We start from the raw sequence: 25,617 nt of genomic DNA on the forward strand, positions 1-25,617 counted from the left end.
GCTCACGCAAGAGGGCCGGACCTCAGGAAAATTTCGCTGACGAGGCTCGGGCGCCGACCGTCCAACAGGCCGCGGTGAAGCGGACTTCCGTGCCGTGCACGAAGGGCTCGAAGGCGGCACGGACCGTCTCGACGACAGTTCCGCGGGTCTGCTCGTCCACCTCGGGCAGGTACATGCCCACCGGACCGAGCCGGGTGAAGTAACGAACCTACTCCTGCTCGGGCAGGGTGCAGACCACGTCGACTCCCCCGCCGAATCGGCCTGCGCCGAGTTGGTCGGCCTTGCTCATGCGATCTCCCGGGCCAGTGCGCGCATGCCGATCGCCTGCTGTGACTTGGGGGCGTATGACAGCAGAGGTTGCTTCATCCGAACTGCTTCTTTCTGTTCCCTGAGGTCGCCGATGAGGCCGATGACTCGCGGATCCTTCATTCGACCCATCCTTGTGGTGAGGAGGTGGCGATGAAGCCACGGCGGGAGTCGTAGAGGTTCGTAGAGGTTGACGACGATGCCGAGGTAGTCGATGTCGACTTGTAGGTCTCCGCGCAGGTCGTCGATCTGTGTGGTGAGCAGTTCGTAGGCGTCGGCGGAGCTGTCCTCTGCTTGCACGACGATCAGGGCGCCGGACTGCCCCGGCTTTTCGCCCTCTCGACGGCGGCCGGAGTAGGCGGCTGCGTCCATGCTGAGGCCGAGGCTGGGTGGGCAGCAGCTCGCCGCCGGCCACGCCCATGATCGCGGCGAGGCCCGCCACGACTCCGCAGGGCACCAGCGCCCACAGCGGCAGCGCAAGCGACCCCAAGGTGGCGAGGTGGGTGGCCAGCACAGCGGCGGCCATGAGCACCATCAGTGCTGCCGGCACCTTGTACAGGGTGGCGCTGCGCATCCGTACCGCCCAGCACGCCCCGGCCCATGCGCCCAGCAGGCTCCCAGTCAGCAGGTTGACCGCGACGGGCCAGTGACCGCCAACTCGGAGGCGGACACCGCGGTCAGCCGGGCAGGCAGCGCCACCACGACCACGACCACGATCAAGCTCATGGCCTTGTTCAGGATGACCGCGGCCAGTGCCGCGAACCCGAACAGGCTGATCAGCAGAGGGAGCCGGAACTCCGCACCGCCCAGGCCGATCGTCCCGCCGAGGACGCCGATGCCCGCGCCCGCGCTGAACACCACGGGCACGGAGTGCGCCCGGCTCGCCGGGCGGGGAGGGTCGTCGGCCAGGAATACGCTCATGTCCGGCAGTCTGCAAACGATCACGCCGCGACGCGACACTGGGGGCAGTCACGTAACGGGCTGGGCCGCCCTGTCAGTTGTCCGCGAACAGCGCCGTGATCTGGCGGGCGGCGTCACGGGCCGGGCGGCCCACACCGATGAGGGTGGCGGACGCCGGGCCGGTCCAGTCGCCATAGCCGAGCAGGTGCAGCCGGGGTTCGCCGATCGCGCGGGTGCCCTCGGTCGCGATGTGCCCGCGCGTGCCCCGGAGCTGGAGCGGGGCGAGGTGGGACAGGGCAGGGCGGAAACCGGTGCACCAGATGACCGCATCCGCCTCAGCGCGGGTACCGTCGGCCCACACCACGCCGTCCCGGTCCATGCGGTCGAACATGGGCGATGCCTGGAGCAGGCCCGCATCCCGTGCCTTCCGCACCGGTGGCAGGGCGACGATGTCGCCGAGTGAGGCGACCCCGCCGGTGTCGTCGCGGCCGGCGTCGAGGGCGCGGCGGCGGGCGGTGGCGACGTCGAACAGGGCGCGGCCGTCGATGTCGTCGGGGAGGAAATGTGGCGGGCGCTGGGTCACCCAGGTCACGTTGACGTGGTCGTCCAGGGTGAGGTCGGTGGCGATCTGGGCTGCGGAGTTGCCACCTCCGACCACGATCACGTGCTGGCCGGCGAAGTCGGCCGGACAGCGGTAGTCCACCGTATGCAACTGGCGTCCGGTGAAGACGGAGCGGCCCGGGACGGCGGGGAGGAAGGGCCGCGACCAGTTTCCGGTGGCGCTGATGACCGCCCGCGCGTGCCAGGCGCCGGAGTCGGTCTGGACACGCAGAAGCGGCCCGTCTCGGTGTATGGCCTCAACCCGGATACCGCGCTGGAGCGGCAGCTCGTAGCGTTTCTCGTAGTCCGCGAGGTACTCCACTACGTGCTGCGCGTCCGGGTATGTCTCGCCCGTCTGCGGTGGCATGAGACGGCCGGGCAGCGAGGAGTAGGCGGCCGGGGAGAACAGGCGCAGCGAATCCCAGGTGTGCTGCCAGGCTCCACCCGGCGTGGTCTGGGCGTCGAGGATGACGAAGTCGACGCCCTGGCGGCGCAGGTGGTAGCCGGCGGCGAGCCCGGCCTGGCCGCCGCCTATCACCACCACCTGGGCTGTGCGCGTCACTCGGCGGGTTTCCAGCCGGGCATGAAGATGAGGGCCACCAGCGCCAGCCCGACCACGGTGCCGACGAGCTGCATGCCGATGAAGGCGGCGACGGAGCCGGGTGCGATGCCGGCGAAGGTGTCGGTGAAGGCGCGGCCGATGGTCACCGCCGGGTTGGCGAACGACGTGGACGAGGTGAACCAGTAGGCGGCACCGATGTAGGACGCGACCGCTACGGGTGCGAAACGAAGCCGGTCGGTGCGGGCCAGGCCGAAGATGAGCAGGATCAGACCGGCCGTCGCGACCACCTCGCCCAGCAGCAGATGCCCGGCGGACCGGTCGTGCGTGGACCACTTCACCAGCGGCTCGCCGAACATCGCATCTGCCAGAATCGCGCCCGCGATGGCACCGACGGCCTGGGCGGGGACGTAGACGGCCGCCTCTCGCAGGGTTACGCCGGCGCCGCCGCGGCGGGCGGTCCACCACTCCGCCAGGGTGACCATGGGGTTGAAGTGGGCTCCGGAGACCGGGCCGAGCAGGAGGATCAGGACGCCGAGCCCGAAGACGGTGGCCGTGGAGTTGGCCAGCAGCTGCAGCCCGACGTCCTTGGTCAGGTCGGTGGCCTGGATTCCGGAGCCGACCACGACCGCGACCAGTGCCGCCGTTCCGACCAGTTCGGCCGCGGCCCTGGCGATCAGCGGAGGGGCCTGGGGCGGGGTGGCCCCCGGGGCGGGCTGCGGCTCGGTGCCGGGCGCGGCGGGGGCTGGGGCGGACTCCCCGGCTCTGTCGTGCTCGGTAGCCTCGGTGGCGCTCAACAGGACTCCTCGGTGCGTGCGGATGCCCGGCGGGCGCCGGTTCAGGGACAGGACCGCTTGACGTTGTTCTCGGCGGTGGCGCGCGCGGTCTCCGCGAGATCGGCGAACTGGCCCGCGAGGGTGGCGATCACGTCGGGCTTGAGCCGGTAGTAGGTGAACCGGCCGCAGGGCTCCGTCTCCACGACCCCCGCCTCGCGCAGCACCCTCAGATGGTTGGAGAGGTTGGTCTGCTTGGCCCCAGTCTCCTCGATCAGGTGCGTACTGCAGAGCGTCTCCTTGGCCAGCAGGGTGACGATCTGGAGGCGGAGCGGGTCGGCGAGGACCCGCATCAGATCAGTGTCGACTGACGTCATCATGGACTGATACTCTCACATCACTCTGAGCTGATACCAGCCTGGAATGATCCCCGGGACCCGCATCCTCACACCCGTGGGGACCCACGCCCCGAAGGGGGTTCCCATGACCGCATCCCCGCCCTCGGTCCTGCCCGACGAACGCCTCGCGGCCGGCATCGCCCGCCTCGCCCTGCGCTACCGCGGGCACTTCTCGACGGAAACCATCCAGCGCCTGATCATCGACTCCTACGATCGCCTCACCGAGCACGCCCGCGTCCGCACCCACCTGGTCGTCCTGGCAGAACATTTGGCCACCGAGCGCCTCGACGCGCTCGCCCACATCGAGGGCGCACCGGGCAGCGGCCTGCCCCGGGTGCTGTTCGTGTGCAGCCACAACGCCGGGCGCTCGCAGATGGCCGCAGCCCTCCTCACCCACCGCGCCGCCGGCCGTGTGGTCGTCTCCTCGGCGGGTACGCACCCGGGCTCCGAGGTCGAGCCGGTCGTCGCCCAGGTGCTGCCCGAGGCCGGCGTGGGCCTCATGGATGCGTTCCCCAAGCCGCTGACTGGCGAGGTCGTGCAGGCGGCCGACATCGTCATCACCATGGGCTGCGGCGACGCCCGCCCCGTGCTGCCGGGCCGCCGTTGCCTGGACTGGCCGGTCACAGACCCCGAGGGCGCCCCGCTCGCCGTCGCCCGCAGCATCCGCGACGAGAGCGACGCCCACATCACCGAACTGCTTGCCTCGCTGCCGAGCACCTGAGCCCCACCCCCCTGCAAAACCCTCATGGTCCACTTACGAAGGAAGAACCGATGTCCCCCAGCCCGCTCGCCTCCGTGCTGTTCGTCTGCGTCCACAACGCCGGGCGTTCGCAGATGGCCGCCGGATTCCTCAGCCACCTCGCGGGCGACCGGATCGAGGTCCGCTCCGCCGGCTCCATCCCGGGTGACCAGGTCAACCCGGCCGCGGTCGAGGCCATGAAGGAAGTCGGCATCGACATCTCCGAGGCCAAGCCTAAGATCCTCACCACCGCGGCCGTCCAGGCGTCCGACTACGTCATCACCATGGGCTGCGGCGACGCCTGCCCGATCTTCCCGGGCAAGAAGTACCTCGACTGGGCCCTGGAGGACCCGGCCGGTAAGGGCGTCGAGGCCGTCCGCCCGATCCGCGACGAGATCAAGACGCGCATCGAGGCCCTGATCGCCGAGATCGATGCCAAGCAGGAGGCGTGACCTCCGTGACGCACACCGACATACGGGACGTCGTCATCATCGGCTCCGGCCGCCCCGCCGGATACACCGCGGCCCTCTACACCGCCCGCGCCCAGCTCAAGCCCCTGCTGTTCGGCAGCAGCATCTTCGTCGGCGGCTCCTTGACCACCACGGAAGTCGAGAACTTCCCCGGTTTCCCGAGGGTGTCGACGGGCCGGTCCTGATGGAGAACATGCGGGCCCAGGCCGAGAGGTTCGGCGCCGAGATGATCGACGACGACATCATCTCCGTCGACCTGACCGGCGGCATCAAGGTGCTCACCGACTCGGCCGGCGCCGTCCACCGCGCCAGGACGGTGATCATCGCGACCGGCTCCGGGTACCGCAAGCTCGGCCTTCCGAAGGAGGAGGAACTGTCCGGGCGGGGCGTGTCCTGGTGCGCGACCTGCGACGGGTTCTTCTTCCGCGACCGCGACATCGTTGTGGTCGGCGGCGGCGACACCGCCATGGAGGAAGCCACCTTCCTGAGCCGCTTCGCCCGCTCCGTGAGCGTCGTCCACCGCCGCTCCGCCCTGCGGGCGTCGAAGGTCATGCAGAACCGGGCCTTCTCCGACGACAAGATCTCCTTCGCTTTCGACAGTGAGATCGCCGAGATCAAGGAGACGAAGGGATGCTTTCCGGCGTCGTGCTGCGCGACGTCCTCACCGGCGCCACCCGGGATCTGGGCGTGACGGGACTGTTCATCGCGATCGGCCACGACCCGCGCACCGAACTGTTCAAGGGGCAGCTGGACCTTGACACCGACGGCTACATCGAGGTGGCCGCCCCCTCGACGCGCACCAATCTGACCGGGGTGTTCGCCGCCTGCGACGTCGTCGACCACACCTACCGCCAGGCCATCACCGCTGCCGCCAGCGGCTGTCAGGCGGCGCTGGACGCCGAGTGTCATCTCGCGGCCCGCAGGGACAACGCCGTACCGGCATCCGCCGAGGGCTCACCGCTCACCGCCACCGCCTGAGAGGCCGGCTACGGGAGGAGCATCACATGGCGGCGCTGATGCTGGCGCCGCCATCGGCGTTTGCAGCCGTCGCGGGAACGGGTAACACCGGGAAGTCTCAGGCTGCTTCGGCCTGCGTCGGAGTGAGCAGACGGCCCATCGCCGCGAGGACGGAGGGCTCGACGCGGTAGTACACCCACGTCCCCCTGCGCTCGGACACCAGAAGACCGGCTTCCTTGAGCTTCTTCAAGTGATGGGAGACGGTGGGCTGGGAGACGCCGACGTCGGCGATGTCGCACACGCAGGCTTCGTTGTCGGGGTGGGAGGCCACCTTGGAGAACAGCCGGAGCCGGACCGGGTCGCCGAGGGCCTTGAACATGGCGGCGGTGACTTCGGCTTCGTGTGCCGTCAGCTCCCGTTCGGTCAGTGCCGGGCAGCACGGCTCGGCCGGGAGCTCGGCCACTTTCCCCTGGAGCTTTGACATCTGTCTATGTTGACACTCGTTGACGTGGATGCCAAGATCCGATAATTCGATGCCTGTCTAATCAAGGGCTGGGGGAAGCACTTCATGGCCATACCCACTCAGGGCCGCAAGCAGCGCACCGCAGTGGTGACCGGAGGCAGCAGCGGTATCGGAGCAGCCACAGCACGCGAGCTGGCCCGGGCCGGGTTCACCGTCATCCTCACCGCACGCAGGGTGGACCGCCTGGAAGCGGTGGCCAAGGAGATCCGCGCGGAGGGCGGCATCGCGCACTCCCATCCCCTGGACGTGACGGACCGCGAAGCGGTGGCCGCATTCGCCGCGCAGGTGGAGGCCTGCGAGGTGCTGGTGAACGTCGCCGGCGGGGCTTTCGGGGTCGAGGAGATCGCACAGGCCGATCCCGACGACTGGCGGCACATGTACGAGGTCAACGTGCTGGGCACCCTGCAGGTGACCCAGGCTCTGATGCCGAAGCTGCTGGCGAGCGGTGACGGCACGGTGGTGGTGCTGACGTCGACGGCTTCCTTCACGTGCTACGAGGGCGGCGGCGGTTACAGCGCGGCCAAGCACGGGGCGCACGTGCTCGCCGAGACGCTGCGGCTGGAGGCGTGCGGGCAGCCGTTGCGGGTGATCGAGATCGCTCCGGGCATGGTGCAGACCGAGGAGTTCTCCCTCAACCGCTACCGCGGTGACACCGACCGGGCCGACGCCGTCTACGCCGGTGTGCCCGGCCCGCTGGTGGCCGAGGACGTGGCGGACGCGGTGGCGTGGGCGGTGTCCCGCCCCTCGCACGTCAACGTCGATCTGCTGGTGGTGCGGCCCAGGGCGCAGGCGGCGCAGCACAAGGTGCACCGCATGTCCTGAAGCCCGGTACGGCCGATGCGGCTGCCTCTGCCCGAGTGCGGGAGGGGCAGCCGCTTTCGTTGCCGGTCAGCAGCCGGTGGCGCCGGGCGCGTCGAACTGTTCGGCGGCGTAGGCGGCCAGCTGCAGCGCGGCGGTGTGGTCGATGTCGAGTTCGGTGGCCGCGGACAGGACCGCCTCGGCGGCGCTGGAGGAGGTGCCCAGGTGCTTGGCGGTGGCGTGGAGCAGCTGTTCGTGCTGGTCCTTGGTCAGTCCCAGGCGAAGCGCGATGGCTTCGCCGCCGGCGGTCACCGAGCACACGCCGGTCTCCGGCAGCTGCAGTTCGACCGACTGGGCGGCTTCCATGTCGCCTGCCAGGGCGGCGGCGATGGAGCGGACCTGTTCGTAGCCGGTGAGCATGAGGAAGGTCGGGGCGCGGCCGTAGCTCTTCATACCGACGGCCCAGTAGCCCGGTTCGGGGTGGGCCAGTTCGCGGTAGCCGTGGGGGGTGACGGTGCCGCAGGAGTGCTGGTTGGGGTCGATCAGGGGTGCCAGCGCGCGCGGCGCGGACATGATCGGGTCCAGCTCCAGGCGGAGCTCGTCGGTGATGTGCAGGTCAGGGCGGAAGCCGGTGGCGGCGACGACGCGGTCGGCGGTCAGTGTCTGCTCGGTGCCGTCCGGGTGGCGGGAGATGAGCTGGATCTGGTCGTGTGCCGGGTCATCGCCCAGGCGGCGGACGCTGTGGGTGCGGAAGTTGGCGGCGAGGGTGACGCGGCCGGTGTCGACGAGCATCTTCAGGCCCGAGCCGAGGGCGCCGCGGGCGGGCAGTTCGTCGTCGCTTCCGCCGCCGAAGGAGGCGGCCGGGTCGGCGGCCCGGATGGCCCAGGTGATGGTGGTGCCCGGCTCGGCGTCGGCGAGTTCGGCGAGGGCGAGCAGAGTGTTGGCAGCTGAGTGGCCGGCGCCGACGACGATGGTGTGGCGGCCGGCGTGCTGGGCTCGGTCGGCGCCGAAGACGTCGGGCAGGCCGTGGTTGATCCAGGCGGCGGCTTCCCGTTCACCATGGGCGGGCAGCCCGCCTGCGCCGACGGGGTTGGGCTGGTGCCAGGTACCGGATGCGTCGATCACGGCGCGGGCGAGGAGTTCATCGCCGTCGGCCAGGCGCAGTACGAACGGTGTGTTCTCGCGGCCGGCGGTGCGCAGGCGGTCGATGCCCAGGCGGCTGATGGCGGTGACGGTGGCGCCGTAGCGGATGTGGGGGGCGAGCGCGGGCAGTTCGGCCAGCGGCTGGAGGTACTGCTTGACGAGGTCGCCGCCGGTGGGCAGGGCGGAGGCGGCGGGTTCCTCCCAGCCTCCGGTGGCCTCGAGCAGGCGGCGGGCGGCGGGGTCGGTGTTGTACTCCCAGGGGCTGAAGAGCTGGATGTGGGACCAGGCCCGTACGGCCGAGGCCGAGGTGTCGCCGGTTTCCAGGACGACGAAGGGGAGGCTGCGCTCAGCCAGATGGGCGGCGGCGGCCAAGCCGACAGGTCCGGCTCCGATCACGGCGACGGGAAGGCGGTCGGGGCTGTGGTCAACCACGGTGCGGTGTCCTTTCGGGAAGGGGGCGGGCGGCGATCAGGCGTCGCGTGCGGGCGCGGGCGGCGCGGCCGGGGAAGCGTCGTCGCCGTCTGCCTGCAGACGCTGTTCGGCGCGCTGCTGTGCCCGGCGCTGTAACTCGGCGATCGCGGCGCAGCAGGGGCTGGCGTCGGGTTCGACGGCGGGGTTTCCGACGGAATCGCTCATCGGGATCGGCTCCTGTCGCGGTGGCCCTGTCGGCGGCGCGTTGGATGCCTCATCACAACCGCCTATATAGATAAACAACGAATCAAGATTCCAGCCTTGCCGTTGATTCGATGAATGTCAACCTCAGGTCGAAGCCTCGCGCAATGTGACGAGCGTCACATCGCGCCGCGTTGCGTGTGGCACCTCTGACGAGTCAATCTCGATACATGTCGAAACAGTGGGGGTGTGCGGCCCTGGGCAACCGCCCAGTGTCGTAACGACATTCGGGGAACGGCGGCCGTGCCGACGGCCGCGTCCGGACCGTGAACGGTGTGAAGCGCTCGCCACGCCTTCCACCGCTCAACGAACGGGACCGGCTTTTCCCCACTCCACCCCCCTTGCGCCTCGGCATGTGCGCCCGCCACCGGGCCGGCCGTTTGCGCCGGCCTGCCGCGTACAGACCGCGGTTCCTTCCGTGCTGCTTCACCAGTGAACGGCTTCGCCATGCCCGGAAGGACATCCATGCCTCACGACCCCACCCGCGCGGCTGACGCCGCCAGCGAGCCGATCGCCATCATCGGCATGGCCGGACGGTTCGCCGACGCCACCAGTCTTGAGCAGCTGTGGGACATGCTGCTGCAGGGCCGTGACGCCATCACCGACATCCCGCCCGAGCGCTACGACGTAGACGCCGTCTACGACCCGGCCCCCCGCACACCCGGCCGCACCGTGAGCCGGTGGGGCGGACTGCTGCGCGACATCGACGCATTCGACGCGGAGTTCTTCGGCATCTCCCCGAGGGAAGCCGACCGCATGGACCCCCAGCAGCGGCTGCTGCTGGAAGTCGCCTACGAAGCGCTGGAAGACGCAGGCCAGCCCCTGCCCCAGATCGCCGGCACCGACGCGGGCGTGTTCATCGGCCAGTTGGGCGGCGACTACTGGCACCTGCAGTACAGCGACCGCGACCAGCTGGACCTCTACGCCATGACGGGCGCGGCCTCCCGCGCCATCACCTCCGGCCGTCTGTCGTACGCCTTCGACCTGCGCGGCCCCAGCTTCACCGTCGACACCGCCTGCTCCTCCGCGCTCGTCGCCGTCCACAACGCCGTCCAGGCGATCCGGCTCGGCGAGTGCCCGCTGGCGATCGCCGGCGGCGTCAACCTCGTGCTGCTGCCGGAGGAAGGCGTCGTCTACTCCGGCGCCGGCATGCTCGCCTCCGACGGCCGCTGCAAGTTCGCCGACGCTTCCGGCGACGGCTTCGTCCGCAGCGACGGCATCGGCGCGGTCATCCTCAAGCCGCTCTCGGCCGCTCTCGCCGACTGCGACCGCATCCGCGCCGTCATCCGCGGCTCCGCCGTCGGCAACGACGGCCAAAGCAGCGGCTATCTCGTCACCCCGGCCGTCGAGGGCCAGCGCGACGTGCTGCGCCGCGCCTACGCCAACGCCGGCATCGGCCCGGCCGACGTCGACTACATCGAGGCCCACGGCACCGGCACCAGCGTCGGCGACCCGGTCGAACTCGAGGCCCTGGCTCACATCGTCGGCCCCCGCCCCGCAGACCAGCGCTGCCTGGTCGGCTCCGTGAAGACCAACATCGGCCACGCCGAGGCGGCCGCCGGAATCGCCGGGCTGATCAAGGCCGTGCTGTGTCTGGAGAACAAGACGGTCCCGCCCAACCTGCACCTGAAGAACCCCAACCCGGCCGTCGACTGGGACAACCTGCCGCTGAGCGTCCCCACCCAGGCCACGCCGCTGCCCGACCGGGACCGGCCCGCCGTCGCCGGAGTCTCCAGCTTCGGCTTCTCCGGCACCAACGCCCACCTCGTCCTCGAAGCCGCTCCCCAACCGGGCGCCCGCGACACGGACGCCCAGACGCCGCCCGCACGGAGTGAACTGCTGGTCCTGTCCGCTCTCAGCCCCGAAGCCCTGGCCGACGCCGCCCGCACCATGGCCGATCACCTCGAGGGTCCCGGCGCCCAGCACGCCTGGCGCGACATCTGCCACTCCGCCGCCATGCGCCGCACCCTCCACGATGCCCGCCTGGCGCTCGCCGCCGACAGCCACGCCGAAGCGGCCGCCGCTCTGCGGGGCTTCGCCGACGGCGAGAGCGAGCCCGGCCTGTCCGTCAGCGACTACACCGACCCCGAAGCGGCGCCCCGGATCGCCTTCGTCTTCCCCGGCCAGGGCTCGCAGTGGCCGGGCATGGGCCGTCAACTCCTGGACAGTGAGCCGGTCTTCCGCCGCACCATGGAAGCCTGCGACGAGGCCATCAAGACGGAGACCGGCTGGTCGGTCATCGACCTGCTGCGCTCCGCGGACGAGGAGCGGCTCAAGCAGCTCGACGTCATCCAGCCCACCCTGTGGGCCATGGAGATAGCCCTGGCCGAACTGTGGCAGTCCTGGGGCATCAAGCCGGACGTCGTCATCGGCCACAGCATGGGCGAATCCGCCGCCGCCTACATCGCCGGCGCGCTCTCCCTGCAGGACGCGGCCGCCGTCATCTGCCGCCGCAGCCGACTCGCCAAACGCCTCTCCGGCCTCGGCACCATGGCCTGGGTGGCTCTGCCCGCCGACCAGGCAGCAGCCGCACTGGCCGGATTCGAGGACAAGGTCGCGGTGGCCGCCGTCAACAGCCCCACCTCCACCCTGCTGTCCGGGGACGTCGACGCCCTGACCCAGGTGCTGGCCGCCCTCGATGCCCGCGGCATCGACAACCGGCGCGTCAACGTCGACTTCGCCTCGCACTGCCCGCAGATGGACGCCCTGCGCGATGACCTGCTCGACGAACTCGCGCACCTGACCCCGCATGCGGGCCACATCCCGCTGCACTCCACCCTGCTCAACGAGGTGATCGACGGCTCCGGCATGGACGCCGACTACTGGGTGCGCAACATCCGCCAGCCCGTCGACTTCGCCGGCGCCGTACGCGGCCAGCTCGAACTCGGCGAGACAGTGTTCATCGAAATCAGCCCCCATCCGCTGCTCGTGGCCGGCATCAAGGAGACCAGCCGCCTGCACACCGGCGCGGACACCACCGCCGTCGGCAGCCTGCGCCGCCACACCGACGAACGCACCAGCCTGCTCACCTTCGCCGCCGCCCTGCACACCGCCGGCGCGCACCTGGACTTCGCCCCGCTGACCGGCGGCGGCCACTACGTGCCGCTGCCGTCCTACCCGTGGCAGCGCACCCGCCACTGGATCAGCCGCACCACCGGCCCGACGGCCCCCGCCGCCCCGGCACCACCGGCCGTCAAGCGCGGAACGGAGCAGTCCCCGCATCCGCTGCTGGGCCGGCTGCTGCCCGCCGACGGCGCCACCCGCATCTGGCAGGGACCGCTGGAGCTGAGCGCCAACGCCTACCTGAGCGATCACTGCATCCAGGACACGATCATCCTGCCGGGCACCGCCCACCTGGAACTCATCGCTGCAGCCGCCCGCACCGTCACGGAATCCGGCGCCCTGTCGGTGTCCGACGTCCACTATCACCGCGCCCTGTTCCTGGACGCGGATGGCCCCGCACCCGAGGTCAAGGTCACCGTCACCCCCCGCCCGGACACCTCACTGCACTGCCGCATCCACAGCCAGGACTCCGACAGCGGAGAGTGGATCCTGCACACCGAAGCCACCGCCCACGCCCTGCCGCAGGATGCCCCCGAGCCGTCCGAGCCTCTCCACGCCATCCGCGCCCGCCTGCCCCAGCACCAAGACGGGGGCGACTTCTACCCGTGGAACGCCGCACGCGGCAACCAGTGGAACGGCACCTTCCAGGGCATCACCGAACTGTGGCGCACCGACGGCGAAGTCCTCGCCCGGCTGGCCTGCCCCTCCGCGCTCGTCGACGGCCTCGCCCACCACCACTTCCACCCGGCGCTCCTGGACGCCAGCGGCCACGCCATGGCCGCCGCCCGGCCGCTGACCGTCCCCGGCGAGGAAGGTGTCTTCGTCCTGGGCGGCATCGACGAGGTCCGCTTCTACCAGCAGCCGCCCGCCTCCTTGTTCAGCCACGCCACGCTGCTGCCCTCCCCGCGCGAGGACTCCTTCGTCGCCGACATCGACATCCGTGCCGAGGACGGCCGTCTGATCGCGCAGATGCGCGGGCTGCGCCTGCAGTACCTGGCCGGCCACGCACCCGCACTGCTCACCACCCCCACCGAGGACCTCGTGACGCCAACCAAGGCTTCCCGCACCCCCGCCGCCCCCGTGGTCGGGGACCGCGACACCTGGCTGCACTCCCTCACCTGGGACGAGGCCCCCCTGCCCGACCTCCCCGCGGCCGCAACCGAACGGGACGGCTTCTGGCTGGTGCTGACCGACAGCGGCTCCACCGGACGCGCACTGGTGCGGGAACTGACCGGCCAAGGCCAGCGAGTGGTCGCCGTGACCGCCGGCGCCGGCCGCTTGGCCGGAGGAGGCGACCGCTACCGCATCGACCCGTCGAAGGAAGAGCACTACCTCGAAGTCCTGGGCGACGTCGCCCGCATCGGCACCTGCCGCGGCATCATCCACCTGTGGGCCCTGGACGCCCAGGCAGGCCTGGACGCCACACCCACAGAGATCCGCCGCGCCCAACTGCTGTCCGCCCACAGCGTCCTGCACCTGGCCAGGGCCCTGGAGCAGCGCCTGATCGGACAGCCTGCGCTGTGGCTGGTCACCCAGCTCGCCCAGGCCACCGGCTCGGGCGAGCAGATACGCCACCCCTTCCAGGCCATGCTGTGGGGGCTGGGCCGCACCCTGGCCGCAGAGAACCCCGCACTGACCCCGCGCCTGGCCGACCTCGACCGGTCCACGGCCAGTGTCGCCGCCCTGGCCGAACTGCTGCAGCAGGCTGATCAGGAGGACCAGATCGCGCTGCGCGACGGACGGCGGCTGGCAGCCCGGCTGCGGCCCGCGGCGGCCGCCGCTGACGCGCCGCGGGCTCTGTCGCTGCCGGCACCGGGCGTCATCGACGACCTGCAACTCACCGAGATACCTTCGCGTGCTCTCGCCGCGGACGAAGTCCGTATCCAGGTCAGCCACGCCGGCGTCAACTACCGCGACGTATTGCTGAGCCTTGGCGCGTATCCCGGTCAGGACAACCGGCCACCGGTCATGGGCTGGGAATGTACCGGCACCGTCACCGAGACCGGCCATGCCGTCACCGATGTCACGGTGGGCGAGGAGGTCATCGCCTTCGCCGAAGGCGCCCTGGCTTCCGAGGTCGTCACCCGCGCCTGCCTGACCGCGCCCAAGCCGGCCCAGCTGACCGGGGCCGAGGCCGCAACCCTGCCCGCCGCCTACCTCACCGCCTACCACGCGCTGCACGACCTGGCCCGACTGGAGCGCGGCCAGAAGGTCCTCATCCACACCGCCACCGGCGGCACCGGACGGGCCGCGCTGAGCATCGCCCGCTGGAAGGGCGCCCGGATCTTCGCCACTGCCGGCAGCGAAGCCAAGCGTGAACTGCTCACCGAGCTCGGCGTGGAACAGGTGGCCGACTCCCGCAGCCTCACCTTCGCCGGCACCTTCAAAAAGACTCTCGGCGACGAGGGATTCGACGCCATCTACAACACCCTGGCCGGCGACGCCATCGAAGCGAACCTGTCGCTGATGGCCCCCTACGGGCACTACCTGGAGCTGAGCAAGAAGGACATCCTCGACAACAATCCGCTGCCGCTGGGGGCCTTCACCCGCAACCTCTCCTTCCACGCCGTCGACGTCGTACACATGATCCAGCACGCCCCCCAGCGGGCCGGCCGCGTGCTGCGGGCCGCCGCCGCCCTGGTCGGCCAAGGCACCCTGGAGGCACTGCCGCACACGGTCTACCCGGCTGAGAAGGCCGCGGACGCCTTCCGCCTGATGGCCCAGTCCCGCCACACCGGCAAGATCGTGCTGTCGTTCGGCTCGCAGCCCGTTGCTGCCGCAGATCCGCGCGGACGGGCTGTGACCGTCCACGCCGACGGCACCTACCTGATCACCGGCGGAGCGGGCGGCATCGGCGGCCAGCTGGCCCGGTGGCTGGCCGACCAGGGCGCCCGCCATCTGCTGATGACCGGTCGCAGCCTGCTGCCCGACCCTGACGCGCCGATGGCCCACGACCATCCGCAGGCTGGTGCTCTCGCCGTGCTCAGGCAGCTGCGCGAGCGCGGCGTGCACGTGACGTACGAGGCCGTCGACGTCGCCGACACCCAGGCCATGCAGGTGCTGCTCGCCTCCCGGCGCCGCACCGGACTTCCGCCCGTGCGCGGTGTCTTCCACGCCGCCGGTGTCATCGACTACACGCCCCTGAGCGACATGAGCGCGCCCGAGATGGACCGGGTGCTGGCGGCCAAGGTCTCCGGGGCGTGGAACCTGCACCGATTGCTGCACGGGGAGTCGGTGGAGGCATTCGTGCTGTTCTCCTCCGGCTCCGCCCTGCTCAGCTCGCCCATGCTGGGCGGGTACGCGGCCGGCAACGCCTTCCTCGACGCCCTGGCTCACCACCGGCACGCCCAGGGGCTGCCGGCCACCGTCGTCAACTGGGGCTTCTGGGACAGCGTCGGCATGGTGGCCCGCAAGGAGCAGCAGGAAGAGCGCACCCTGCTGCCGCAGGGAATGGCCTCCTTCAGCCCGGCCGACGGCCTCGAAATGCTGGGCCGGATCCTGGCCGAGGGTCGTGTGCACACCGCGGTACTGCCGGCCGACTGGCCCGCCTGGGCCCGCGCGTATCCGAGCGCCGCGGACGCGCCGCTGCTGCAGCACCTGACCGGCGTCAAGCAGCCCCTGCCGTCGGCCGCTCCCGAGCACGGGCAGCAGGGTGGCGAGGCGGTCGCGCCGTCACAGGCTCCGGCGCCCACCGGGCCGCGTTCGGCCGCGCCCGCACCGGCTGCTCCACAGACAGCTTCCGCGCCTGCGGCCACTGCCCGGCCTGCCCCGCAGGCTGCCGCGTCCGCGCAGGCGGTGCCCAGTGGCGAGCTGTTGGACTTCCTCAAGCAGGAGGCCGCGGTGGTGATGGGGCTGCGCGCCGAGCGCGTCAACGTCAACCGGCCGCTGAACCGGCTCGGCATGGACTCCCTCATGGCCGTCGAACTGCGCAACCGCGTCGAACGCCGCTACCAGGTCAAGCTGCCCATGGTGCAACTCCTCAAGGACGGCACCATCACCACCGTCGCCCAAGCCCTGGCCGCCGAGCTCAGCCCTGCACAAGCCCCCGCTGACCGCGTGGCCGACGATGCTGCCGCACCGGCGGCCGCCGACGAACCCGACGGGGGTTCTGCCGCACCGCTCGCACCCCTCGCCGAAGCGGCTGCCCCAGCCGAGGCACCCCCGGTGCCGGAGACTGGTGGAGCCCAGACCCCGTCTACGCAGGCGGCTACGCAGGCGGTGCCCAGTGGCGAGCTGTTGGACTTCCTCAAGCAGGAGGCCGCGGTGGTGATGGGGCTGCGCGCCGAGCGCGTCAACGTCAACCGGCCGCTGAACCGGCTCGGCATGGACTCCCTCATGGCCGTCGAACTGCGCAACCGCGTCGAACGCCGCTACCAGGTCAAGCTGCCCATGGTGCAACTCCTCAAGGACGGCACCATCACCACCGTCGCCCAAGCCCTGGCCGCCGAACTGAACTCCGCTGACGCCTCGGCCTGACCGAGCGAGTGACGAGGACCGACTTCATGAAGACCACCGACATTCGCATCGCCGGACTGGGCACGTACATCCCTGAGATCGTCGACGCCCAAAAGGCCGTCGCTCTGGGCCTGTACGACGCTGAGGACTACGAGTTCTACGGCTGGACCGGCGCCGCTGTCGCCGACGACATGCCTGCTCCGGACATGGCGATCGCTGCTGCCCGGCAAGCCATGGAACGCTCCGGGCTGCACCCGCACGACATCGACTTGCACATCCACGCCTGCGGTCACGAGCAGGGGCCTGAAGGGTGGTCGCCGCAGCACTACATCTTGCGGCATCTCACCGACCGCGACGTGCCCTCCTTCCGCGTCTGGCAGGCATGCAGCGGTCTGATCGGCTCGCTGGAGCTGGCCGCCTGCTACCTCAAGGCGGTACCCGAACGCGGGGCGGCCCTGCTCACCGGTGCCGACAACGTCGGCACCCCGAGTTTCAACCGGTGGGCCTTCGGCATCCAGAACGGTGTCCTCGGTGATGGAGGCAGCGCCATCCTGCTGTCGAAGTCGGAGGGATTTGCGAGCCTGCTGTCCATCAACACCGGCTCGACCGCCGAGGTGGAGGAGCAGTACCGCGGGAGCGAGCCGCTCTTCCCGCCGTCGCTGACGGTCGGGCGCAGCATGGACTTCAAGGAGCGCCTGGCCGCCGCCGGAGGGCTGGAGGAGACCGTCGCCGAGGTGGTGCGCCGCCAGGGCGAGCTGCGCACCGAGATTGCGCTGCGCACGCTGGCCGAGGCCGGTCTCGAGCCCGGCGACGTCGCCCGTGTCTGCCACGTCTTCACGGGCCAGGAGAGCTACTTGAAGGTCATCCTCGACCCGATGGGGCTCACCCCCGAGCAGGGCCTGCTCGACTTCGGTCGCAATCTGGGCCACATGACGGTCAACGACCAGATCGTGGGCCTGACCCACCTGGTGGAGACCGGCCAGGTCGGTCCCGGCGACCACGTCCTGATCGTGGCTCATGGCGGCGGGGTGTCCATCACGTGCGCCGTGGTCCGTATCGACGAGCGTCCCGTGTGGGCCGCCCGATAGCGCTGTACGGCGCGCCGGCCCCACTGCGAGGCCGGCGCGCGTCCTGCCGTCCGCTCAATTCACCTGAACCCTGGGGCACACCGCGATGATGAACCTCGCCTCCTCACCCTTACTCGATGCCGAAGCACTGATATCCACCTTCGGGCTGATCGGCATCATGGCCACCGTCTTCGCCGAATCCGGGCTGATCGTCTGCTTCTTCCTGCCCGGCGATTCGCTGCTGTTCACCGCAGGCCTGCTGGTGGCCAACGACCAGATCCTGCACCAGCCCCTGTGGCTGGTCATGCTCGCCATCGTCGTCGCCGCGGTCCTGGGCGACCAGTTCGGCTACGCCTTCGGCCGCAAGATCGGCCCCGCCTTGTTCAAGCGGCCCAACTCCCGCTTCTTCAAGCAGGAGAACGCCGAACGCGCCCAGGAGTTCATGCTCAAGCACGGTCCCAAAGCACTGGTGATGGCCCGCTTCATCCCCGTCTTCCGCACCTTCATCCCCATCACCGCCGGTGTGGGCCGCATGACCTACCGCGTGTTCTTCCTGTTCAACGTGCTCGGTGCGGTCCTGTGGTCGGTGAGCCTCACCCTGGTCGGCTACTACCTCGGCCAGATCGCCTTCGTCCGCGACAACATCGAGGCCATCGTCATCGGCATCGTGCTCGTCTCCGGCATCCCCATCATCGTCGAAGGCGTCAAGATGCGTCGCCGCTCCCGGGCCGCGGCCCGGGAGGCGTCCACCGCGCCGTCCACCACCGCTGAAACGGAGCTGCCCCGTCCATGATCTCCGCTCAAGAATTCTGTGACCTTCTCGCCGAGCGCGGTTTCACTCTCGCCAGCGGCGTGCCGTGCTCCCACTTCGGCGGGCCGATCGCCCACCTGAGCACCCAGCCCGGCCGCTATGTGCCCGCTCCCAACGAGGGCAGCGCGCTGGCCGTCGCGGCCGGCGCCGCACTGGGCGGGCGGCGCGCGTACGTGATGCTGCAGAACTCCGGCCTGGGCAACCTGATCAACCCGCTCACCTCGCTGGTGATGACCTATCAGTTGCCGATTCTGACCTTCACCAGTCTGCGGGGCTGGCCCGACCCGGCCACCGACGAGCCTCAGCACGCTGTGATGGGGCCGGCCACCCCCGCCCTGCTGGACAGCGTCGACACGCCGCACTACACGCTGTACGCCCAGCACGGGGTGGAGGAGTTCCGGTCGGTGCTCGACCAGGCGGACAAGGACCTGGCGGCGCAGCGGGCGCCGTTCGTGCTGGTCGAACGGGGCGCCATCGGCAAGGCAGAGGCCGCCAACGACCCGCATACGCAAGGTCTTGCCGCCGCTCAGGCCATCGGTGTAGTGACCGCGGCAGCGCCGCAGGCGGCCGTCATCGCCACCACCGGCTTCACCGGACGGGACACGTTCGCGGTCGCCGACGCGCCCGGCAACTTCTACATGCAGGGTTCCATGGGCCACGCCTCGTCGATCGGCCTGGGCGTGGCACTGACCCACCCTGAGCGCACCGTGGTGGTGTTGGACGGGGACGGGGCCCTGCTGATGCATCTGGGCGCACTGTCGATGATCGGGCACGAGTCGCCCGCGAACCTGATCCACGTGGTGCTCGACAACCGGGTGCACGAATCGACGGGCGGGCAGGCGACCACGTCGGCGACCACCTCATTCCCCGAGATGGCATTGGCGGCCGGCTACGCCGGCGCCATCGCCTGTGACAGCGAGGACAGCCTGCGCGGTGCGATGCTGCGTGCCCAGGTCGCCTCCGGCCCGCACTTGATCAGCGTCAAGACGCTGCCGCGGACGGGCTCGATACCGCCGCGTGCGACCAACGCTCTGACCACGCTGGACATCCGCGACCGCTTCCAGCAGAGCCTGCAGCAGTAGGAGGGCGGCGAAAGGGCCGGTGCTCCTCCCAGTGCGGAGGAACACCGGCCCTTTCGGTCCGTGCGGGTCTGTCCGGTCAGGCGCCTTGTGCGGCGGGCTGGTCAGCTTCGGGATGCAGGCAGGCCGCTACCGTCTCGGGGTCCATGGCCGCCAGACTGGCGAACATGCGCAGCGGCTCGGCCAGGGTCTGGCAGCACATGACGTACTGGTTGCTGCGGCCCTTGGGAATCGCCTCGACGAGGTGCTGCTCGCGCAACGGGGCCAAGTGGTGGCTGACCAGCGTCTGGCTCAAGCCGGTGGCCTCTTGCAGTTCCTTGACGGTGCGGGGACGCTGTGCGATCAGCAGGATCAGCATCAGCCGGGTCTCATCGGCCAGCGCCCGCAGTTTGGGCGCCAGCATCTGGGCGCGCTCGCGTTCGCTGAGCCACTGAGCCGGATCGCTGACCGCGACCCTCAGCTTCGATGGCCGGGCCATCGCCACCTCCCTTTCGCCCCTGGGCCGGTCTTCCGGACCCGGCCGGTCCGCGGCATGCGCGCCGGGCCGGGATGCAGGCTTGATCCTACGCACTGTCCAATCCCCCGGGATCAGGAGGCTGCGGGGGCGTCGGCGCTGGTGCCGGGGGCGACTTCGGCCTGCGCGGTGCCGTCGTCCTGGGCCACACGGGCGCGGGGCATGGCGACCACGGCGGCGACCGCACCGGCCACCGCGACACCGACAGCGATCAGCAGCGTGGTGGCGAAGCCGCCGACGAAGGAGTGCTGGGCGGCGTCCAGGACCCGCTGGCCTGCGCTGCCGCCCAACTGCTGGGCGACCGCGGAGGCGCCGGCCAGGGACTCGCGTACCGCGTCTCCCGCTTCGCCAGGCAGGGTTGCGGCCTGCGGCAGGTCGTCGCGGTAGACGGTGGTGATAACGCTGCCGCTGATGGCGATGCCCAGCGCGCCGCCGACCTGCATGCCCACGTCCGCCACCGCGGAGCCGGCGCCGGCCTGGCGTGCGGCGGAGACGACCAGGATGGCGTCCACAGCGGCCGGCAGGGCGATGCCCATGCCGAGGCCGAAGACGGCCAGCCCGATGAGGGCCTGGGCCTCGTCGTCGACCTGAAGCCCGGCCAGCACGCCCAGCCCGGCCGCGCACAGCAGCAGGCCGAGGACGACCGTGGCCTTCAGTCCAGTGCGCTCGACCAGCTTCGCCGACAGCGGTGCGCCGATCATCATGGTGCCGATGGCGAGCATGCGCAGTCCTGCGCCCAGCGGGTCGAGTTCGAGCACGGACTGCAGGTACTGGGTGAGCAGGTACAGGCCGCTGTAGAGGCCGAAGGAGGTGCAGGCGATCGCCAGGGCGCCGCCGCCGTAGCGGGCGTTGAGGAACAGGCCGACGTCGAGCATCGGGTGGGCGGTACGCCGCTCCCACAGCACGAAAGCGACCATGAGGACGACGCCCACGAAGAGGGAGCCGAGGGTGACGATGTCGCCCCATCCGTTGTGCGGGGCCTCCACCAGGCCGTAGACGATGGCGACCAGACCGGCGACCGACAGCAGGGCTCCGACGAGGTCCAGGCCGGGGTGGCCTTCTGCCTTGGACTCGGGAATCAGCTTGGCGCCGCCGATCAGGGCGATGGCGGCAAGTGGCACGTTGATGAGGAACATCGAGCCCCACCAGAAGTGTTCCAGCAGCAGTCCGCTGACGAGGGGGCCCAGCGGCACGCCCACGGCGGCGGCGCCGGACCAGATGCCGATCGCCTTGCCCTGCTCCTCGGGCGGGAAGACGTCCTTGATGATGGCGAGGGTGGCGGGCATCATCAGGGCGGCGGCAATGCCCATCAGAGTGCGGAAGGTGATGAGCATTTCGGCGCTGGAGGCGAAAGCCGCGCCGAGACTGGTCAGCGCGAAGGCGGCCAGGCCGATGGACAGCAGGCGCTTGCGGCCGAAGCGATCGGACAGGCCGCCGGCCATGAGCAGCAGTCCGCCGAAGGCCAGGGCGTAGGAGTCGACGGTCCACTGCAGCTGGCTGCTGGTAGCGTCCAGGTCCTTTTGGATGCTGGGCAGGGCCAGGTTGAGGATCAGGGTGTCCAGACCGATCAAGACCAGGCTCAGGCACAGGATGTTCAGGATTTGCCATCTGCGGGGATGGCCGACTGAGCGGTTCAACGTGCGTTCTCCTCAAGCGCGACAGGGTGGCGCCCACGTGGGGCAGCCGGGGCTGGCCGCGCCTGCGGGGGAATCGAAGAGGCTGGGCCAGCCGCCGGCCACCCCTAATTAAGCAGCAAGGACTGTTATCAACAGTCATCGCTGTTGATAACGGCCGGTTTTGTATGCCGCATCCGGCCATCTGCGCATCGCCTTCACAACTGGCCGCCCGCGGCCGCGGGTTCCCGCCCTGACGTGCGCGTACATGGCAAGGCCGCGCCGCTGCTCGACGCCAGGGCCGTCCGGGCCATCGCACGGCGCCTCCCTCGGCGACAAGACGGCGCCTACGCCGAAGATCCTGATCAACAGCCGCCCGGCACCACGGAAGGCCAGATTCCGGCAGAGGGGGAGGAGTTGGCGCGAATCAGTCCCGGCCGAGCAGGAGACTCTCGAATACTTTGACCGTCATCGATAAATTGAGCGAGAAGCAGCACGGGGGCCTGCGCAGAGGGTCCCACTCACGGGGTGCCAGGGGGACACATGCGTACATTCGGCAGGCTGACGCTCTCAGTCACACGACCGCCGACGCGGCGGTAACACGCCTCGGTACCCCCCTTTTTTGCTCACGGATCCGTGCGTGGCGCACGGTCCTGACATCACCTCACCCACACCACATCCTGCGGAGCAGGCCGTGCTCGGCACACGGACTGCTGCGCTTACGAGGCTGGAACCGTCACCGGCGACGGCTGTTCCGGACCCTTCCTGAAATGTTGAAAGGGAAAACGATGTCAGTCTCTGCTCAGCCCCGACTTGCCCTGGTGGGCGACCGCGGCAATCACGACGAGCCGTCTCACCCCAAGATCGACGCGATGCGTGAGCAGTGGGACCTGACCACCCAGTGGATCCCGACCACCGACATCCACGACCCCTCGCTCCTGCAGGGCTTCGACGGGATATGGGTCGTGCCCGGCGCGCCCTACTTCAACCAGAAGGGCGTGCACGTCGCCGTGCGCCACGCCCGGGAGAACGGCCTGCCGTTCCTGGGCACCTGCGGCGGCTTCTTCAGCGCCCTGATCGAGCACGCGCAGAACGTGCTGCACCTGCCCGAGGCCGAGGGCGTCGATGAGGACCCGGAGCTGCTGATGCCGCTCGTCACACCGCTGAAGTGCTCCTTCCGCGGGGAGAAGGCGCCGCTGAAGGTCAAGGAGGGCACCCTGCTGGCCTCCATCTACCGCACCACCGAGGTAGAGGAGATCTTCCACTGCGACTACGGGCTGACCGACACCTTCATGGACGCCGCCAGCCAGGGATCACTGCAGATCAGCGCCTGGGACATTGACGGTGCGCCGCGTGCCCTGGAGATCACCGGGCACCCGTTCTTCATGGGCAGTCTCTTCCAGCCCGAACTGTCCTCCGCACCCGGCTCCGAACACGAGATCCTCAAGGCGTTCCTGGCCGCCGTGCGCGCCAAGGCGGGCTTTGTGGCGGCGCCCTCTCTCTGACCTACACCACCGCTGGAGTCTCCAAGGCCGTGCGCTGTTGCGCGCACGGTCCGGGCACCGCCATGCCCGCCTCGTCCCCACAACAGGCGGAAGGAACCTCACCTCCTTATGAAGTCCGACCAGCACGGCCTGTCCCGGCGCGGATTCGTCCGCGGCAGCGTCATCGGCGGCACCGGCCTCGGAGCGCCCGCCCTGCTCCCCCTCATCCCGGCGCACGCCGCGCAGGCATCCGCCGCGCCAGGCTCAGAGTTGTCCCCCGGTGGCGCTGCGGTGGTGGCGTTCACCAACCAGTCCGCTGCTCTGACTCCGGACAAGACCGTTGCCACGGCCTGCCAGTTCTGCAACAGCAACTGCCGTCTGAACGTCGATCTCAAAGCGGGTCGCGTCCTGGCCGTGCGGGGCGAGGACGACGACCCGGTGCAGCAGGGGCAGGTGTGCGTCAAGGCGGAGCTGATGCCTCAGCTCGTGTACAACGCCGATCGCCTGACGACACCGCTGCGCCGCGTCTCCGGCGCGAAGGGCTCGCCGCGCTCGAAGTTCGAGGCGGTCAGCTGGCAGGAGGCGCTGCGCACGATTGCCGGGAAGCTGCTGGCGCTGCGGGATGCCGGGCAGGCCCACACCATCGCCAACCGCACCACGGGGCGGCTGCCGCGCGGTACGGGTTCGTTGGTGGCCCGGCTGTTCGCGATGCTGGGCAGCCCCAACAACACCGACGTCGGCCCGGTCTGCAACGACGCCGGCGGCAACGCTCTGGCGGCAACGTTCGGCCTGGGCAACTTCACCAACGGCTACGGCATCGACGGCGCCACCGGCAAGGACGACCTCGGCTCGGCGCGCCACTACCTGTTCCTGGGCACCAACCAGGCCGAGACGCACCCGGTCACCTTCGATTACCTGCTGCGTGGGCGGAAGAAGACGAAGGCCACCCTCACCGTGGTCGACCCGCGGCTGACGCCGACGGGAGCGGCTGCCGACCGGTGGGTGGCGCCCAAGCCGCACACCGACCTCGCGCTGCTGCTGGCCATGCTTCATCACATCGTCGACGAGGGCCTGCACGACAAGGCGTTCGTCAAGCGGTGGGTGGTCGGCTTCAGCGAGCTGCGCGCCCATCTGGCCAAGCACCGGTACACCCCCGCCTGGGCGGCGAAGGTCACGGGCGTGCCCGCGGCCACCATCACCGCCATGGCCGAGGAGTACGCGCAGGCCAGACCGGCAGCGATCTTCTGCAACGCCGGGATCTCGCACCAGCTCGGCGCCTTCGACACCTACCGGGTGGCGACCTTCCTGGCTGCGGTCACCGGCAACATCGGCCGCCCGGGCGGCGGCTGCAACTTCATGCACAACACCTGGCCCGGCGACCTGCACCTGCCGCCGCTGAAGGCGCAGGTGCCCAAGCGGCGCGAGGCGCTGCCGGTCGGCCCCGACTACTTCGCCGAGTCCATCCTCACCGGCAATCCCTACCGGCTGCGCGCGGTGATCACGCAGGGCAACCCGCTGGTGTCCTCCGCCAACACCACCAAGGTGAAGAAGGCCTTCGAGGAACTCGACTTCTACGTCTACACCGGCCTGTTCATGGAAGAGGCCGCCTACTACGCCGACATCATCCTGCCCGTGTGCAGCGGGCTGGAGATGGAAGGCGTGTACATGCGCCGCGACGACCGCGCGATCCGCTGGCAGGAGCAGGTCGTCGAGCGCGTGGGCGAGTCCCGGCCGGACTGGGAGATCTGGATCGGTCTCGCGCACGCGCTGGCCGACCTCGACACCCGCCGCACGGCCGGCGACTGGCGCGATGCCTTTCCCGAGCGGTGGATGGACTACAAGCAGCTGTGGGCGGACTTCGTCTCCCACACGCCCGGCGCCGGCGGCATGACCCGTGAGCGGATGAAGAAGCGCAAGGAACCGTTGCGCTGGCCCTGCCCGAGCACCGACCACCCCGGGGTGAGCACGCTCTACCTGGACCATCCCAGCTGGTACGAGGCGGCCGAATCCCTGGATCCCGGCCATCGCGGCAAGCGTTTCCTCACGCCGAGCGGAAAGGTGGAGATCACCACAGCCGAGCTGGAGAAGAAGCTGTCGGTGACCGGGCACAGTGCGCTGCCCGTCTTCTACACCCACCCGGAAGTCACCGGGGCGCATCCCACGCTGGCCTACAGCAGCAAGTTCGTCACCAACCCCATCAACCCCCAGGCCGTCACGCACCCGGTGCGTCTGGGCGTGCCCGGCAGTGACGCGGTGCACCGCGACTTCCCGCTGATGGGCATGACCGGCCGGCCCAGCGTGGTCCACTTCGCCGAGGTCACCCACTGGACCCCCACCGGCAAGCAGCTCAACGGCATCCGCTTCATCCAGATCCACCCCGACACCGCCCGCCAGGCCGGCATCGCCGACGGAGACGACGTCCGCGTCGAAAGCCCCCGCGGGTCGGTGACCGGGACCGCGCTGCTGTGGGAGGGCATCCGGGCGGACACCGTGTTCGTGCCCAACACCTTCGGTCCCGCGCAGAAGGTCGGCGACCTCTTCGGTGACCCCCGCTACGAGGCGGCCAACACCCTTCCCGACGACCGCTACTACGACAACCTCTCCGGCCAGCAGGCCTTCAAATGCTTCGCCTGCCGGGTCGTCAAGGCCTGACACCGCCCGCGAATACCGCACCGCCCGTCCCCTAACACGGA

The 25,617-nt window shown here is 70.1% G+C and carries 19 protein-coding genes and 2 pseudogenes; 10 read left to right on the forward strand and 11 right to left on the reverse strand.

Translation table 11 applies throughout. The features are described 5' to 3' along the window. Positions 1–22: 22 nt before the first annotated feature. The 6 genes and pseudogenes from ACFY9I_RS39885 to ACFY9I_RS39910 form a co-directional block, all read right to left on the reverse strand. Positions 23–181: a hypothetical protein gene (locus tag ACFY9I_RS39885; protein ID WP_391011718.1), complete on the reverse strand. Its 159-nt coding sequence runs from the start codon at positions 179–181 to the stop codon at positions 23–25. Positions 182–285: 104 nt separating this feature from the next. Further along, positions 286–702, reverse strand: a pseudogene (locus tag ACFY9I_RS39890) (ParA family protein); the annotation flags it as partial. Between the two features lie 225 nt (positions 703–927). Further along, entirely contained in the window at positions 928–1,227 is a 300-nt protein-coding gene (locus tag ACFY9I_RS39895) for a hypothetical protein (protein WP_391011721.1), read from the reverse strand. A 73-nt stretch (positions 1,228–1,300) separates the two neighbouring features. Next, positions 1,301–2,368 (reverse strand): ArsO family NAD(P)H-dependent flavin-containing monooxygenase, encoded by a 1,068-nt coding sequence (locus tag ACFY9I_RS39900; RefSeq protein WP_391011724.1) that lies wholly within the window; start codon positions 2,366–2,368, stop codon positions 1,301–1,303. After that, on the reverse strand, positions 2,365–3,162 hold the full coding sequence (locus ACFY9I_RS39905) for an aquaporin (RefSeq protein ID WP_391011727.1): 798 nt from the start codon (positions 3,160–3,162) through the stop codon (positions 2,365–2,367). The genes ACFY9I_RS39900 and ACFY9I_RS39905 overlap by 4 nt, the downstream gene beginning before the upstream one ends. 41 nt (positions 3,163–3,203) lie before the next feature. After that, positions 3,204–3,518 carry a metalloregulator ArsR/SmtB family transcription factor gene (locus ACFY9I_RS39910; RefSeq protein WP_391011730.1) on the reverse strand — a complete coding sequence of 105 codons (315 nt, stop codon included), beginning with the start codon at positions 3,516–3,518 and terminating at the stop codon, positions 3,204–3,206. 103 nt (positions 3,519–3,621) lie between these two features. Here ACFY9I_RS39910 and ACFY9I_RS39915 point away from each other — a divergent pair, with 103 nt between their 5' ends. The 3 genes and pseudogenes from ACFY9I_RS39915 (at position 3,622) to trxB (ending at position 5,723) form a co-directional block, all read left to right on the forward strand. Further along, positions 3,622–4,257: a three-helix bundle dimerization domain-containing protein gene (locus tag ACFY9I_RS39915; RefSeq protein ID WP_391011732.1), complete on the forward strand. Its 636-nt coding sequence runs from the start codon at positions 3,622–3,624 to the stop codon at positions 4,255–4,257. A 50-nt stretch (positions 4,258–4,307) separates the two neighbouring features. Beyond that, complete coding sequence (locus ACFY9I_RS39920) at positions 4,308–4,727, forward strand: arsenate reductase ArsC (RefSeq protein WP_391011735.1); 420 nt, start codon at positions 4,308–4,310, stop codon at positions 4,725–4,727. A gap of 5 nt (positions 4,728–4,732) precedes the next feature. Continuing rightward, a pseudogene (gene trxB, locus ACFY9I_RS39925) lies at positions 4,733–5,723 on the forward strand (thioredoxin-disulfide reductase). Positions 5,724–5,820: 97 nt separating this feature from the next. Here trxB and ACFY9I_RS39930 read toward each other — a convergent pair. Next, on the reverse strand, positions 5,821–6,186 hold the full coding sequence (locus ACFY9I_RS39930) for a metalloregulator ArsR/SmtB family transcription factor (RefSeq protein WP_391011738.1): 366 nt from the start codon (positions 6,184–6,186) through the stop codon (positions 5,821–5,823). 84 nt (positions 6,187–6,270) lie between these two features. Between ACFY9I_RS39930 and ACFY9I_RS39935 the strand changes: the two genes are divergently transcribed. Next, on the forward strand, positions 6,271–7,047 hold the full coding sequence (locus tag ACFY9I_RS39935; protein WP_391011741.1) for an SDR family NAD(P)-dependent oxidoreductase: 777 nt from the start codon (positions 6,271–6,273) through the stop codon (positions 7,045–7,047). A gap of 66 nt (positions 7,048–7,113) precedes the next feature. Here the strand turns inward: ACFY9I_RS39935 and ACFY9I_RS39940 are convergent, their stop codons facing one another. Beyond that, the gene (locus tag ACFY9I_RS39940; protein ID WP_391011744.1) at positions 7,114–8,598 is read right to left on the reverse strand and encodes an NAD(P)-binding domain-containing protein; all 1,485 of its coding nucleotides are present in this window, start codon (positions 8,596–8,598) and stop codon (positions 7,114–7,116) included. Positions 8,599–8,634: 36 nt separating this feature from the next. Next, positions 8,635–8,802: a hypothetical protein gene (locus tag ACFY9I_RS39945; protein ID WP_391011747.1), complete on the reverse strand. Its 168-nt coding sequence runs from the start codon at positions 8,800–8,802 to the stop codon at positions 8,635–8,637. 501 nt (positions 8,803–9,303) lie between these two features. On the opposite strand from ACFY9I_RS39945, the gene ACFY9I_RS39950 reads away from it, so the two are divergent. The 4 genes from ACFY9I_RS39950 to aepY all read left to right on the forward strand — a co-directional run bounded on the left by ACFY9I_RS39950 (position 9,304) and on the right by aepY (position 19,316). Beyond that, positions 9,304–16,377: an SDR family NAD(P)-dependent oxidoreductase gene (locus tag ACFY9I_RS39950; RefSeq protein ID WP_391011750.1), complete on the forward strand. Its 7,074-nt coding sequence runs from the start codon at positions 9,304–9,306 to the stop codon at positions 16,375–16,377. Positions 16,378–16,403: 26 nt separating this feature from the next. Next, positions 16,404–17,444, forward strand: coding sequence for a 3-oxoacyl-[acyl-carrier-protein] synthase III C-terminal domain-containing protein (locus ACFY9I_RS39955; protein WP_391011753.1), 1,041 nt, complete (start codon positions 16,404–16,406; stop codon positions 17,442–17,444). Between the two features lie 85 nt (positions 17,445–17,529). Continuing rightward, complete coding sequence (locus tag ACFY9I_RS39960; RefSeq protein ID WP_391011755.1) at positions 17,530–18,216, forward strand: VTT domain-containing protein; 687 nt, start codon at positions 17,530–17,532, stop codon at positions 18,214–18,216. Beyond that, positions 18,213–19,316 (forward strand): phosphonopyruvate decarboxylase, encoded by a 1,104-nt coding sequence (gene aepY, locus ACFY9I_RS39965; RefSeq protein ID WP_391011758.1) that lies wholly within the window; start codon positions 18,213–18,215, stop codon positions 19,314–19,316. Before ACFY9I_RS39960 ends, aepY begins: the two co-directional genes overlap by 4 nt. A 76-nt stretch (positions 19,317–19,392) precedes the next feature. Here aepY and ACFY9I_RS39970 read toward each other — a convergent pair whose 3' ends face one another. Further along, entirely contained in the window at positions 19,393–19,791 is a 399-nt protein-coding gene (locus tag ACFY9I_RS39970; protein WP_391011761.1) for a metalloregulator ArsR/SmtB family transcription factor, read from the reverse strand. Positions 19,792–19,901: 110 nt separating this feature from the next. Continuing rightward, positions 19,902–21,464 (reverse strand): DHA2 family efflux MFS transporter permease subunit, encoded by a 1,563-nt coding sequence (locus tag ACFY9I_RS39975; RefSeq protein ID WP_391011764.1) that lies wholly within the window; start codon positions 21,462–21,464, stop codon positions 19,902–19,904. A gap of 764 nt (positions 21,465–22,228) precedes the next feature. On the opposite strand from ACFY9I_RS39975, the gene ACFY9I_RS39980 reads away from it, so the two are divergent. Beyond that, entirely contained in the window at positions 22,229–22,945 is a 717-nt protein-coding gene (locus ACFY9I_RS39980; protein ID WP_391011767.1) for a hypothetical protein, read from the forward strand. 108 nt (positions 22,946–23,053) lie between these two features. After that, entirely contained in the window at positions 23,054–25,576 is a 2,523-nt protein-coding gene (locus ACFY9I_RS39985; protein WP_391011770.1) for a molybdopterin-dependent oxidoreductase, read from the forward strand. Positions 25,577–25,617: the final 41 nt, after the last annotated feature.

This window comes from Streptomyces sp. NPDC012510, from assembly GCF_042955065.1.
In the GTDB taxonomy this organism is placed as follows: domain Bacteria; phylum Actinomycetota; class Actinomycetes; order Streptomycetales; family Streptomycetaceae; genus Streptomyces.

Coding starts and splice junctions, on each gene's coding strand:
- ACFY9I_RS39895 (WP_391011721.1), bottom strand. CDS start 1,227: ATGAGCGTATTCCTGGCCGACGACCCTCCCCGCCCGGCGAGCCGGGCG.
- ACFY9I_RS39970 (WP_391011761.1), bottom strand. CDS start 19,791: ATGGCCCGGCCATCGAAGCTGAGGGTCGCGGTCAGCGATCCGGCTCAG.
- ACFY9I_RS39985 (WP_391011770.1), top strand. CDS start 23,054: ATGAAGTCCGACCAGCACGGCCTGTCCCGGCGCGGATTCGTCCGCGGC.
- ACFY9I_RS39950 (WP_391011750.1), top strand. CDS start 9,304: ATGCCTCACGACCCCACCCGCGCGGCTGACGCCGCCAGCGAGCCGATC.
- ACFY9I_RS39960 (WP_391011755.1), top strand. CDS start 17,530: ATGATGAACCTCGCCTCCTCACCCTTACTCGATGCCGAAGCACTGATA.
- ACFY9I_RS39930 (WP_391011738.1), bottom strand. CDS start 6,186: ATGTCAAAGCTCCAGGGGAAAGTGGCCGAGCTCCCGGCCGAGCCGTGC.
- ACFY9I_RS39910 (WP_391011730.1), bottom strand. CDS start 3,518: ATGATGACGTCAGTCGACACTGATCTGATGCGGGTCCTCGCCGACCCG.
- ACFY9I_RS39935 (WP_391011741.1), top strand. CDS start 6,271: ATGGCCATACCCACTCAGGGCCGCAAGCAGCGCACCGCAGTGGTGACC.
- aepY (WP_391011758.1), top strand. CDS start 18,213: ATGATCTCCGCTCAAGAATTCTGTGACCTTCTCGCCGAGCGCGGTTTC.
- ACFY9I_RS39945 (WP_391011747.1), bottom strand. CDS start 8,802: ATGAGCGATTCCGTCGGAAACCCCGCCGTCGAACCCGACGCCAGCCCC.
- ACFY9I_RS39920 (WP_391011735.1), top strand. CDS start 4,308: ATGTCCCCCAGCCCGCTCGCCTCCGTGCTGTTCGTCTGCGTCCACAAC.
- ACFY9I_RS39980 (WP_391011767.1), top strand. CDS start 22,229: ATGTCAGTCTCTGCTCAGCCCCGACTTGCCCTGGTGGGCGACCGCGGC.
- ACFY9I_RS39915 (WP_391011732.1), top strand. CDS start 3,622: ATGACCGCATCCCCGCCCTCGGTCCTGCCCGACGAACGCCTCGCGGCC.
- ACFY9I_RS39955 (WP_391011753.1), top strand. CDS start 16,404: ATGAAGACCACCGACATTCGCATCGCCGGACTGGGCACGTACATCCCT.